At 42.7% G+C, this 12,958-nt stretch carries 12 protein-coding genes; 11 read left to right on the top strand and 1 reads right to left on the bottom strand.

What is annotated here, in order from left to right; all coding sequences use genetic code 11:
* Nucleotides 1–82: 82 nt before the first annotated feature.
* A complete protein-coding gene (locus FTV25_RS03310; RefSeq protein WP_166134959.1) occupies nt 83–919 on the bottom strand; it encodes a pyruvate, water dikinase regulatory protein in 837 nt (278 codons plus the stop codon).
* Nucleotides 920–1,073: 154 nt separating this feature from the next.
* On the opposite strand from FTV25_RS03310, the gene ppsA reads away from it, so the two are divergent.
* The 11 genes from ppsA to dnaB all read left to right on the top strand — a co-directional run bounded on the left by ppsA (nt 1,074) and on the right by dnaB (nt 12,909).
* Complete coding sequence (gene ppsA, locus FTV25_RS03315; protein WP_004783865.1) at nt 1,074–3,452, top strand: phosphoenolpyruvate synthase; 2,379 nt, start codon at nt 1,074–1,076, stop codon at nt 3,450–3,452.
* Nucleotides 3,453–3,868: 416 nt separating this feature from the next.
* Nucleotides 3,869–4,675, top strand: coding sequence for an RDD family protein (locus tag FTV25_RS03320; RefSeq protein WP_179992467.1), 807 nt, complete (start codon nt 3,869–3,871; stop codon nt 4,673–4,675).
* 301 nt (nt 4,676–4,976) lie between these two features.
* Nucleotides 4,977–6,053, top strand: coding sequence for a ubiquinol oxidase subunit II (cyoA, locus tag FTV25_RS03325; protein ID WP_005236020.1), 1,077 nt, complete (start codon nt 4,977–4,979; stop codon nt 6,051–6,053).
* A gap of 3 nt (nt 6,054–6,056) precedes the next feature.
* The gene (gene cyoB / locus FTV25_RS03330; protein ID WP_166134966.1) at nt 6,057–8,045 is read left to right on the top strand and encodes a cytochrome o ubiquinol oxidase subunit I; all 1,989 of its coding nucleotides are present in this window, start codon (nt 6,057–6,059) and stop codon (nt 8,043–8,045) included.
* A 4-nt stretch (nt 8,046–8,049) separates the two neighbouring features.
* Complete coding sequence (gene cyoC, locus FTV25_RS03335) at nt 8,050–8,670, top strand: cytochrome o ubiquinol oxidase subunit III (RefSeq protein ID WP_166134969.1); 621 nt, start codon at nt 8,050–8,052, stop codon at nt 8,668–8,670.
* Nucleotides 8,667–8,996 carry a cytochrome o ubiquinol oxidase subunit IV gene (locus FTV25_RS03340; protein ID WP_171064814.1) on the top strand — a complete coding sequence of 110 codons (330 nt, stop codon included), beginning with the start codon at nt 8,667–8,669 and terminating at the stop codon, nt 8,994–8,996. The genes cyoC and FTV25_RS03340 overlap by 4 nt, the downstream gene beginning before the upstream one ends.
* A 10-nt stretch (nt 8,997–9,006) precedes the next feature.
* Nucleotides 9,007–9,885, top strand: coding sequence for a heme o synthase (gene cyoE / locus FTV25_RS03345; RefSeq protein ID WP_180002233.1), 879 nt, complete (start codon nt 9,007–9,009; stop codon nt 9,883–9,885).
* Nucleotides 9,886–10,170: 285 nt separating this feature from the next.
* Nucleotides 10,171–10,557, top strand: coding sequence for a 30S ribosomal protein S6 (gene rpsF, locus FTV25_RS03350; RefSeq protein WP_004696436.1), 387 nt, complete (start codon nt 10,171–10,173; stop codon nt 10,555–10,557).
* A gap of 12 nt (nt 10,558–10,569) precedes the next feature.
* Nucleotides 10,570–10,797: a 30S ribosomal protein S18 gene (gene rpsR / locus FTV25_RS03355; protein ID WP_004278792.1), complete on the top strand. Its 228-nt coding sequence runs from the start codon at nt 10,570–10,572 to the stop codon at nt 10,795–10,797.
* 9 nt (nt 10,798–10,806) lie between these two features.
* Nucleotides 10,807–11,253 (top strand): 50S ribosomal protein L9, encoded by a 447-nt coding sequence (gene rplI, locus FTV25_RS03360; RefSeq protein WP_004783880.1) that lies wholly within the window; start codon nt 10,807–10,809, stop codon nt 11,251–11,253.
* Between the two features lie 216 nt (nt 11,254–11,469).
* Complete coding sequence (gene dnaB / locus FTV25_RS03365) at nt 11,470–12,909, top strand: replicative DNA helicase (protein WP_004783882.1); 1,440 nt, start codon at nt 11,470–11,472, stop codon at nt 12,907–12,909.
* Nucleotides 12,910–12,958 lie beyond the last annotated feature (49 nt).

Genomic DNA, 12,958 nt, shown 5'->3' on the forward strand with positions numbered 1-12,958 from the left:
ATTTTATTTCTATGAAAGCAGTATTTTTATTAATTTTTATCTATAAATCAGAGCCAAACTGAAGTCTGGCTCTGAATTCTTTTTAGCCAATTCGACGTTTTAGTCCTGTCATCTGTAAGACACGCGTTGAGATTTCTTCAATCGACATTTCCGAAACATTCAGGTACTTTATCCCTTCCGAAATATAGATGCCTTCAATTGCACGCAGTTCCATCTGACACTGGCTAAAGCTGGCATAACGGCTGTTGGCCTTACGTTCTGTACGAATTGCAACCAGACGTTCTGCATCAATCATCAAGCCAAAAAGCTTGTTTTTATGCGGTCTTAGCACTGCTGGCAGGCGGTTATCGTCCAGATCTTCTTCAGTTAGCGGATAGTTCGCTACACGAATTCCAAATTGCAGAGACAAATAAATTGAGGTTGGAGTCTTACCGGAACGCGATACGCCAATCAGGATCAGATCAGCCTTATCATAGTGACGCGTACGCGCACCATCATCATTGTCGAGCGCAAAATGTACGGCATCAATACGTGCCTTATAAGACTCAGAATCGGTCACCGCATGGGTCTGACCGACTAAAGTCGTAGGTTCAGTACCAAGCTCTTCTGATAATTTACTGATAAGCCCTTCAAAAACATCAAGATTTACTGCATTTGCAGTATTAATGATTTCACGCACATAGGGATCCACCAACGTATCGAAAACCAAAGGTTTTTGACCGTCTTTTTGGGCACGTTCATTGATCTCTGTGACCACATTCATGGCCGCTTCTTCAGAGCTAATATAAGGGATAATATGAATGTCAAAATCCACATGCGGAAACTGCGCTAACAGTGAGTGGCCAAGGGTTTCAGCAGTAATGGCAGTACCATCGGAAATAAAAAACACACTCCGCTGAATTTGTTTACCTTCTGACATTAAAATTCTCCTCAAACATTTGTCTTAGTACTATATAATCTTTATAGTAAACCGATCTTACATGACTGTCGCTTAGTAAAATCAAAAACCTAGAAGATTTGCTATACTCTCATGCCAAGATAGTGATTAATACTGCAAAAGTGGAGTAACAACTTTGGAAGCGCGCGTAATTGGTCTAGAAAAATTAGGGAAGCACGATGTTGAGCTTGTAGGTGGGAAAAACTCATCTCTGGGCGAAATGATCAGCCACTTATCTAATGCTGGTGTATCAGTACCAGGTGGCTTCGCAACAACAGCTGCTGCTTATCGTGAATTTCTCGAGCAAAGTGGCCTAAACGCTAAAATCAATGCAGAGCTTGCTGCACTTAACGTTGATGACGTCAATGCACTTGCTGAAACTGGTGCAAAGATTCGTCAATGGATTGTGGAAACTCCACTTACTGCTGAACTGGAAAAGGAAATTCGTGCAGCTTTTGCAGAACTTTCAAACGGCAACCCTGACATCGCGGTTGCCGTTCGTTCATCTGCGACTGCAGAAGACTTACCTGATGCTTCTTTCGCAGGTCAGCAAGAAACCTTCCTGAACATTCGTGGTATCGATAACGTTCTGATCGCGATCAAAGAAGTGTTTGCATCTTTGTACAATGACCGCGCGATCTCTTACCGTGTACACCAAAACTTTGCGCATGACGTGGTTGCTCTTTCTGCAGGCGTACAACGTATGGTTCGCTCAGAAACTGGTGCTGCTGGTGTAATGTTCACTCTAGATACTGAATCAGGCTTCCGTGATGCAGTATTCATTACAGCTTCTTATGGCTTGGGTGAAATGGTAGTTCAGGGTGCAGTAAACCCGGATGAATTCTATATTTCAAAACCGCTTCTAAATGCAGGCAAACACGCTGTACTGCGCCGTAACTTAGGTTCTAAACACCAGAAAATGATTTATGGTGAAGAAGCCGCTGCGGGTAAATCAGTTGTTGTAGTTGATGTAGAAAAAGCGGATCGTCAACAATTTGCATTGAACGATCATGAACTGCAAGAATTGGCTAAGCAAGCACTGATCATTGAAAACCACTACGGTTCTCCAATGGACATCGAGTGGGCGAAAGACGGTGATGACGGCAAAATCTACATCGTTCAGGCGCGTCCTGAAACTGTGAAGAGCCGTGAAAATGTCGGCACGATGGAACGCTACCTGTTAAAACAACGTGGTACTGTAATCTGTGAAGGCCGTTCAATCGGTCAACGTATCGGTTCTGGTAAAGTCCGCATCGTAACTTCAATTAAAGAAATGGACAAAGTACAAGACGGTGATGTACTTGTATCTGATATGACTGACCCGGATTGGGAACCAGTAATGAAACGTGCTGCTGCGATTGTAACTAACCGTGGTGGTCGTACTTGTCACGCTGCAATCATTGCACGTGAGCTTGGTGTTCCAGCTATCGTAGGTTGTGGTAATGCAACCGAAGTCCTGGTTGACGGTCAGGAAGTAACTGTATCTTGTGCTGAAGGTGATACTGGTTTCATCTACGAAGGTGCATTGGATTTCGAAATCCAAACCAACTCTATCGAATCTATGCCAAAACTTCCGTTCAAAATCATGATGAACGTAGGTAACCCGGATCGTGCATTTGACTTCGCGCAAATTCCGAACGAAGGTATTGGTCTTGCTCGTCTAGAGTTCATCATCAACCGTATGATCGGTGTGCATCCTAAAGCCCTATTGAACATCGATAGTCTGCCACGTGAAACTCGTGCTGCTGTACTTGCCCGTACTGCAGGTTATGCATCTCCAATCGAATTCTATGTAGAAAAACTGGTTGAAGGTATCTCTACTCTTGCCGCTGCGTTCGCTGACAAACCAGTGATCGTACGTATGTCTGACTTCAAGTCAAACGAATACGCTAACCTGATCGGCGGTAAACTGTACGAACCTGAAGAAGAAAACCCAATGTTGGGCTTCCGTGGTGCAAGCCGTTATGTATCTGACAACTTCCGTGACTGCTTCGAACTTGAATGCCGTGCACTGAAAAAAGTTCGTGACGAAATGGGCCTGACTAATGTTCAAATCATGATCCCGTTCGTACGTACTGTTGCTGAAGCTAAACGTGTTATTGAGCTATTAGGTCAAAACGGTCTGAAACGTGGTGAAAATGGTCTTAAAGTGATCATGATGTGTGAATTGCCAACTAACGCTTTGTTAGCTGAACAGTTCCTTGAACACTTCGATGGTTTCTCTATCGGTTCAAACGACTTGACTCAATTAACACTTGGTCTGGACCGTGACTCTGGTATTGTTTCTCACTTGTTTGATGAACGTGATCCAGCAGTAAAAGCGCTTCTTTCTATGGCCATCCATGCTTGCCGTAAAGCAGGCAAATATGTAGGTATCTGTGGCCAAGGTCCTTCTGACCACCCAGATCTTGCACAATGGCTGATGGAACAAGGTATTGAATCTGTATCTCTTAACCCAGACTCAGTATTGGATACCTGGTTCTTCCTGTCTGAAGAGAAAGCTCAAAAGGCTTAATTCGCTCTATAAGAAAAGACCCTTTCATAGGGTCTTTTTTTATGTTCTCAATATTACCTAGATACTGTCTTAATCACATTCATAGTTAAGCGGTTAATCATATGTTTTTTGATTTAGCTGAAATCAAATTATTTATATAAGCATAAGCTTCTTAGTGTAATGACAAACAAATACCAACAAACAGCATGAGAAAAAATTGCATAATTAAATTTAAGTGAATTTTCACATCTTGATAGCAAAATCATCAATCCTTGCTACACTGTCTCAATTATGGAGGAATTTGGTGATGAACATTCTTGAAAATCCTAAACTTATCCATATATTACACTTATATTCTTTTATTTGTTTTCAGCCTGAAAATACTTAAACTCCTAGTTCAATTTTTGTCTAAATTTATATTTTGAGATTCAGTTTATATGCAGATTTACTTGGCACGAAATAATCAACAAGCTGGCCCATATACGCTCGAGCAATTAAATCAGATGCTTGCCAACCAACAGGTACTTCTGACTGATTTGGCTTGGCATCAAGGTATGACCGAATGGAAAGCTTTAGGTGAACTCACCCAAGGGAAACTGATCTATCAGCCTGAAGGCTATGTAGCACCAGAAATGCCAGCGACACCTGCCTATCAGGCTCCACAGAACGCAAATGAGTTAAGTACAGACCATCTTCGTGCCCGCAGCTCTCAAAATGTTGCAGCAAAAAAAGAACTGGCGAGTATTCCAAGCCGTATTTTAGCCAAGATTGTGGATCTGCTTTTATGGCTGCCTGCGACGTTTATTTTGACCGCATTTTTTACTCCTGAACAGGAAACCCAATTCGCACAACTGAACCAGGAATTTATGAATGTGATGTTAAGTAGTGATGCTGACCCTGCTTTGGCACAGCAGCTACAGACTCAGATGTTTGACATGTTTTCACAGCAGGCATGGATTGCGACTGCAATTTACCTGGTGATCATGCTCGCTATTCAGGCTTTTCTGATTGCCAAATCGGGTCAAAGTATCGGTAAAAAACTGACTAAAATTAAGATCGTAGATGCTGAGACTGGTGAAAAAACCAGCTTGATGCGTGCCTTCACTATTCGCAGTGTGTTCTTTATTTTCCTGAATATTATCTTCATGCCACTCAGCACAATCATTGACTGGGCGTTCGGTTTAGGGCAAAAACGTCAAACCGTGCACGATAAACTGGCAAAAACTCAAGTCGTTAAACAATAATTAGTTATGCCATAAAATGGGATGTTTTGGCATCCCATTTTCCTACATAACTTTGAAATTACAATAAAATTCCTATAAATATTCTTGAAACTCGACCGACAAAATCGGTTTTTATTACAGTCATTTAAAGCACCTTTATATATAGCTTAGTTTGGCAATATCAGGCATAATGCCCTACAACGTAGCGGTGTATTATGATTAGAAGGGTGTTTTGTAAAAAAACGGCCTCTTTTATCATGCGACACTTTAATCGCTATCCCATATTAAATTAGGGAATGGGACTCTTCACCGAGGTTGTAAAATGAGACAAACGATTTTAGCTGTATTGTCTTTATCAACGATGGCTGCACTTTTAACAGGGTGTGGTGGTGATCTAGTACTTCTGAACTCTAAGGGTCCAGTTGCTGAAGGCCAAAGTAGCCTGATGATGACTGCGATTTACTTAATGCTATTGGTGGTAATTCCATCAATTATCATGGCATTATGGTTCGGTTGGAAATATCGCGCATCGAATAAAGACGCAGACTATAAACCTACATGGGCACACTCTACTGCGATTGAAATTGTAGTTTGGGGTATCCCTGTCATTATTATTGGTATTTTAGCTTGGTTAACTTGGTGGGGTTCCCACAAGTACGACCCATACCGCCCACTTGAGGCAGATAAAGCACCATTAACAGTTCAGGTTATTGCTGAACAGTTCAAATGGATCTTCATCTACCCAGAACAAAACATTGCGACTGTAAACGAAATTCGCTTCCCAGAGAAAACTCCGGTAAGTCTTCGTTTGACTTCTAACTTCACGATGAACTCATTCTTCATCCCTGCGTTAAGTGGTCAGATCTATGCAATGGCGGGTATGCAAACTCACCTGAACTTAATGGCAGACGAAACTAGCCCAGCTGAAGGCTACCGCGGTTTCTCTTCTAACTATTCAGGCTATGGCTTCTCACAAATGCGCTTCCGTGCACATGCTGTGACTGATGCTCAGTTTGCTGAATGGGTAGCTGCAGTTAAAGCAGGTAACGGTACTTCAGTAAATCCAGAAGCAGTTCAAAAAACTGTTTTAGACCAAGCTGAATTTGCAAGCTTGCGTGACGGTAACCGTGGTAAACACCAAATCGAAGCGATTATTGCAAAAGCTACGACTCCTGAAGAGAAGGCTGCTGCTGAAGCAATGAAGCCTTACCCAACTAAGCCACATCCAGTGACTTACTACTCTTCTGTTGAGCAAGGTTTGTTTGAATCTGTGATCAATAACTACATGAGTAACTATCACGGTGCTGATCACTCAGCGTCTTCTGTTGCTCACCAGGAAGCAGCTGCTTCTGAAGCACATGTAGATGTTGAACATGCGACTGCTTCTCAAGGAGAATAATTCATGAGCTTCTTAGGTAAGTTAGGTCCAGATGCAATTCCGTACGATCCAATCGTACTGGTAACTGTTGCAATGATGATCTTAGGTGGTATCGCAGTTGTTGCAGGTATTACCTACTTCAAAAAATGGGGCTACCTGTGGAACGAATGGTTCACATCTGTAGACCATAAAAAAATTGGTATCATGTATATCTTTGTATCAGTGATCATGCTGGTACGTGGTTTCGCCGATGCGATCATGATGCGTCTTCAGCAGTTCCTTGCAAAAGGTGGCGGCGAAGGCTACTTGCACCCAGAACACTATGACCAGATCTTCACCGCACACGGTGTGATCATGATCTTCTTCGTGGCAATGGGTCTTGTTGTTGGCTTAATGAACATCTCTGTACCGCTTCAAATCGGTGCACGTGACGTTGCATTCCCATTATTGAACTCTTTAAGCTTCTGGCTGTTCGCTGGTGCTGCGGGTCTGATGATGGCTTCACTTGCGATTGGTGAATTCGCTGCGACTGGTTGGATGGCTTATCCTCCACTATCAGGCATTGAATACTCTCCTGGCGTCGGTGTGGATTACTACATCTGGGCACTGCAGATTTCAGGTCTGGGTACGCTATTAACGGGTGTTAACTTCTTCGTTACCATCATCAAAATGCGTGCGCCTGGCATGAAACTGATGGAAATGCCAATCTTTACCTGGACATCTTTATGTACAGCAGTATTGATTATCGCAGCATTCCCAGTGTTGACTGCTACTATTGCAATGCTGTCTCTTGACCGTTACTTCGGCTTCCACTTCTTCACAAACGAGCTAGGCGGTAGCCCAATGCTTTATGTGAACTTGATTTGGACTTGGGGTCACCCAGAAGTATACATTCTGGTATTGCCAGCATTTGGTATTTACTCTGAAGTTGTATCGACTTTCGCTCGTAAAGCATTGTTCGGTTATAAATCAATGGTGTATGCAACAGTTGCAATTACAGTATTGTCATTCGTTGTATGGGTTCACCACTTCTTTACCATGGGTGCAGGTGCCAACGTTAACGCGTTCTTCGGTATCATGACCATGATTATTGCGATTCCTACTGGTGTGAAAATCTTCTCTTGGTTGTTCACCATGTACAAGGGTCGTATCGTTTACACTACCCCAATGCTATGGACACTTGGCTTCCTTGTGACTTTTGGTATCGGTGGTTTAACAGGTGTATTGATGGCAGTTCCACCAGCGGACTTCTTGGTACATAACTCTTTATTCCTGATCGCTCACTTCCATAACGTAATTATTGGTGGTGTAGTATTCGCGATGTTCGCGGGTATCATCTTCTACTGGCCGAAAATGTTTGGTTGGAGACTGAATGAGACTTGGGGTAAAGCAGCATTCTGGTTCTGGTTCTTCGGTTTCTACTTTGCATTCATGCCACTTTATATCCTTGGTTTCATGGGTATGACTCGTCGTCTGAATACATTTGATAACCCAGACTGGGATCCGTATGTAAACATCGCAATGTTCGGTGCAGTTCTTGTAGCACTTGGTATTGTATGTTTCATCATGCAAATCGTTGTTGGTTTCCTACAACGCGATCAACGTCTAGATTTGACTGGCGATCCATGGGATGGTCGTACGCTTGAATGGGCTACATCTTCTCCTGCTCCGTTCTATAACTTTGCTCATCTTCCAAAGATCAATGGTATTGATACTTTCTGGATCGAGAAAGAAAACGGTGTTGCTTATGCAAAACCTACGAAGTACGAAGATATCCATATGCCGACTAACCGTGCTGCTGGTTTCATTATCGCAATGTTCATTACTGTTATGGGCTTCGCGTTAATCTGGCACATCTGGTGGTTAGTAGCGGTTACTTTCGTAGCAGCTATCATCAGCTTCATCGTGTCTTCTTTCACCAAGAAAGTGGATTACTATGTTCCTGCTGCTGAAGTTGAGCGTATTGAAGGTGAACGTTATGCGATCCTTGAAAAACACTTGAAGAAGGACTAAGACCATGGCTGAAGTACTTCATCACGATAACCACGGACACGATGAGCATCATCATCACGATGATACTGACATCACTGTCTTTGGTTTCTGGACTTACTTGATGAGTGACCTTATCCTTTTCGGTACACTCTTCATTGCATTCGCTGTTTTAAGTAGCCACGTTCCACTAGGCACTCCAAGCGCGCGTGATCTGTTTGGTGATTCATTAGGCTTCGTTTTAACTGAAACGTTTGCCCTCTTGATCTCTTCCGTAACTTTTGGTTTTGCCGTTCTAGCTGCCTACAAGAAAAACGTTAGTCAGGTTCTTACCTGGTTAGCGATCACTTGGTTATTTGGTGCTGCCTTCATCGGTATGGAACTTTATGAGTTCAATCATTTAGTTCATGCTGGTCATGGCCCTAGCACTTCTGCGTTCCTGTCTTCGTTCTTTACGCTGGTAGGTACGCACGGTATCCACGTGACTTCAGGTTTGGTATGGATGATCGTGTTAATGATTCAAATCAAGAAATATGGTTTGACTCTACCTAACACTCGTCGTCTTGCGTGCCTAAGCTTGTTCTGGCACTTCCTTGACATCGTATGGATCTGTGTATTCAGCGTAGTTTACTTGATGGGAGTTCTATAATGAGTCATGATCATAACGCTGCTGGCGAATCACACGGTAACATGAAGCAATATACTGTTGGCTTCATCCTGTCTGTTGTCCTTACTGTAATTCCATTCGGTATGGTTATGGCAGGTGGTTTTAGCCGCGGTATCTTGATTACTGCTATTGCAATTACTGCAGTCGCTCAGATTCTTGTGCAATTAATTTACTTCTTGCACATGAACTCTTCTTCAGAGCAACGCTGGAACGTAATTGCATTTGTGTATACCATCTTAACCATCGCTATTCTTTTAGTGGGTTCTGTATGGATCATGAACTACTTACACTACAACATGATGATCTAAACTGGTTGTCATGCTGAAAAAGTATTTATTCCTGACTAAGCCAGGAATTCTCTTCGGTAACTTTGTTACCACTTTGGGTGGCTACTTCGTAGCCACTCAAGGTTCTGTAGATTTCCTTCTCCTGCTTCTTACTCTTATTGGTACTACTCTCGTAGTGGCATCAGGATGTGTGGTCAATAACGTTATTGATCAGGACATCGACCAAAAAATGCAGCGCACGCAAAATCGCGCACTTGTCAAAAAAACCATTTCTGTACCTGTTGCTCTCGCCTTTGCTTTTGTATTGGGCCTGATCGGTTTTGGCATTTTATGGTTGTGGGTAAATGCATACGCTTTCCTATTCGCAGTTATTGGTTTTGTCGTATACGTTGGTTTTTACAGCTTATGGACAAAACGAACAACTATTCACCAAACACTGGTAGGCAGTATTTCTGGCGCAGCACCGCCTGTGATCGGTTATACCGCAGTTGCAAGCCAGTTTGACCTGGGTGCCCTTTTAATTTTTCTAGGGTATGCACTCTGGCAAATGCCCCATTCATGGGGAATTGCAGTCTATCGTTTTGAAGATTACAAAAATGCAGGCATTCCAATTCTGCCTGTCGCCCGTTCAATTCGACGTACCAAGATCGAATCTTTGATCTACGTGATATTGTTCGGAATTACCATGAATGCTTTATTTGTTTATGGTTATGCAAACTGGATCTATCTGGTGGTATTAAATCTGATGACGCTTTACTGGATCTATCTCAGTATTCAGGGCTTTAAAGCTGAAGATAATCAGGCATGGGCAAAACAGTATTTCATGTTCTCGGTTAAACTAATTACCGTGATCAGTATTATTTTCAGTTTTACTTCTACTGCCCCGCAGAATCCAATCATATTCTTTTAAGAAGATAGAGTTTTACTCTATCTTTTTTATTTCTCCTGCTAAATACCTAATTCCTTTCAAGCTTACTTAAAGTAACTGTGTTTCTTCTAGAAATTTCCCTCTTGTAAATTTTTTCATTTACTTCCTTACCTGCTTAAACATTCATCATCTGGCAAGATTTGCTTGTATTTCAGCCCCAAAACCACTAAACTTCACGCTTCGCATATTATGCGACACAACCAAGGTTGTGACTCCTTGCTTCAATTTCACTTAAATTGGGGCTGTTTAAACCGTAAGGAGCTGACAATGCGTCACTACGAAATCGTACTATTGGTACATCCAGACCAAAGCGATCAAGTTGTGGGTATGGTAGAACGTTACCTAACTCACATCAAAGAAGCTGAAGGTCAAATCCACCGTCTTGAAGACTGGGGCCGTCGTCAATTGGCTTACCCAATCAACAAGATCCACAAAGCTCACTACATTCTGATGAATGTTGAGTGTGGTCAAACTACTCTTGATGAGCTAGAAGAATTGTTCCGTTATAACGATGCAATCATTCGTAGCCTTATCATCCGTCGTGAAAACGCTATCACTGAAGAGTCACTATTGGCTAAGAGTGCTGAAGAAAAACGTGCGCGTAAAGCTCAACGTGAAGAAGCACAACAAGCTCAAGACTCTGCTGAAGCATAAGGAGAACCTAACATGGCACGTTTTTACCGTCGTCGCAAGTTCTGCCGCTTTACAGCTGAGAACGTTACGTACATCGATTACAAAGATATCGACACTTTAAAACAGTACATCACTGAAAACGGCAAGATTGTTCCTAGCCGTATTACAGGTACTAAAGCTCGTTACCAACGTCAGCTAGCACTTGCTATCAAACAAGCTCGCTACTTGTCTTTGATCCCTTACACTGACAATCATAAGTGAGGTTGAGCTGTGGATATTATCTTATTACAACGCATTAAAAACCTTGGTAAACTTGGTGATAAAGTTTCAGTTAAAGCTGGTTACGGCCGTAACTACTTGATCCCTCAAGGTAAAGCAGTTGCAGCTACTGAAGCTAACACTGCTGCTTTTGAAGCTCGTCGTGCTGAACTTGAGAAACAAGAAGCTGAAGTATTAGCTGCTGCTCAAGCACGTGCTGACCAATTGAACGAAGTAAACATCGTAATCACTGCGAAAGCTGGTGATGAAGGTAAACTGTTCGGTTCAATCGGTACTCGTGACATCGCTGACGCGTTGACAAATGCTGGTCTTACAGTTGACCGTGCTGAAGTTCGTCTTCCAAATGGCGCACTTCGCAACACTGGTGAATTCAACATCGCAATCCAATTGCACCATGATGTTGCTGCAGAAGTTCTGGTTACTATCGTAGCTGAGTAATTTCTCACCGAAAAAAGGGCATGCTTTGGCATGCTCTTTTTTTATCTCTAAAAAATATAATCTGCTCAACAGTAGAAAATTCAATTTATTCTTCGCGTTCACAAAAAATTGCACTTCGCATTTTGGATCAGACCGCGTATCATTTCATCTCGTAGTGAATAAACCTTATTCATCTCCGACAATATTTAACCATTGTATTTAAAATCAGGGATTTATATGTCACAGGCGAATGCCAGCAAAAAGGCACCTACCGCTAAACCAGAAATTGTTGCTGATACCCAACTTAAGGAGTTCCGTACTCCCCCGCACAATTTAGCGATTGAACAGGCTGTACTTGCTGCCCTTATGACTGTGGCTGAATCTTTTGAACAAGTCGGCGATGTACTTACCGAAAATGATTTTTATGCGACCCGGCATAAATATATCTTCCGTGCCATTGAACAGCTTTCTAAAGAAAACTCGCCTTATGATGCAGTACTGGTTCATGACTGGCTGATCAAGCAGAACTTACTCGATGCGGTCGGTGGTGAAGAATATTTAATGCAGCTGATGGCTGATTCGCCTTCGAGTTTCTATAACCTGGAAACCTATGCCGGCAAAATTAAAGAGTTCTCTACTTTACGTAGCATGATCAAGGTCAGCTCTGAAATTTTACAGAATGCCTATGACACTAAAGGCCGTCCGGTGAGTGAAATTCTAGATCTGGCTGAAACTAATATTTTCTCGATTGCCGAACAACATAATAACAATGCCAAGGCTCAAGGCCCAAAAGCCATTAATACCGTTGTCGCAGACGTATTCGATAAGCTAAATGAACTTTCTCAGCTTGAAGGTTCAATTACCGGTCTGACCACCGGTTTCGTGGAACTGGACAATAAAACTTCCGGTATGCAGGCTGGCGACCTGATTATTGTCGCAGCCCGTCCTTCTATGGGTAAAACCACCTTTGCCATGAACCTGGTCGAAAGCGTGCTGTTTAACAACAACCTCCCTGCACTGGTCTATTCGATGGAAATGCCAGCGGATTCGATTGCGATGCGTTTGATTTCCTCTTTCGGCCGGGTGCATCAAGGTCACTTACGTGCTGGTAAAATGGACAGCGATGAATGGTCAAAAGTGACTAGTACCATTGTGCATTTACAGGAAAAGCATCTTTATATCGATGATTCCTCTGCACTACCACCGACTGAGGTTCGTGCGCGTGCGCGTCGTATTGCCAAAATGCATGGCGGTAAGCTCGGTTGTATCATGGTCGATTATCTTCAATTGATGAAAGTACCGGGTATGGGTGATAACCGTGTAGGCGAGATCTCGGAAATTTCTCGAAGCTTAAAAGCCTTGGCCAAAGAGATGCAATGTCCAGTCATTGCCTTATCACAGTTGAACCGTTCTCTAGAAAACCGTCCCAACAAACGCCCGGTGATGTCTGACCTTCGTGAATCTGGTGCGATCGAACAGGATGCCGACTTGATCATGTTTATTTACCGTGACGAGGTTTATAACAAGGAATCGAAAGAAGCCGGCACTGCCGAGATTATTATCGGTAAACAGCGTAATGGTCCAATTGGTACCGTACGTCTGGCATTTGAAGGTCAATATACCCGTTTCAGTAACCTCTCTCCTGAGTTCTATGCCCAGTATGATGATGAAGAGTAAGTATTCAAGTTTGATCTGAGTGTAGAAAAGAGGCCGAAATGGTCTCTTT

Origin of the sequence: Acinetobacter sp. YH12249, from assembly GCF_013417475.1 — a bacterium.
Lineage (GTDB): Bacteria > Pseudomonadota > Gammaproteobacteria > Pseudomonadales > Moraxellaceae > Acinetobacter.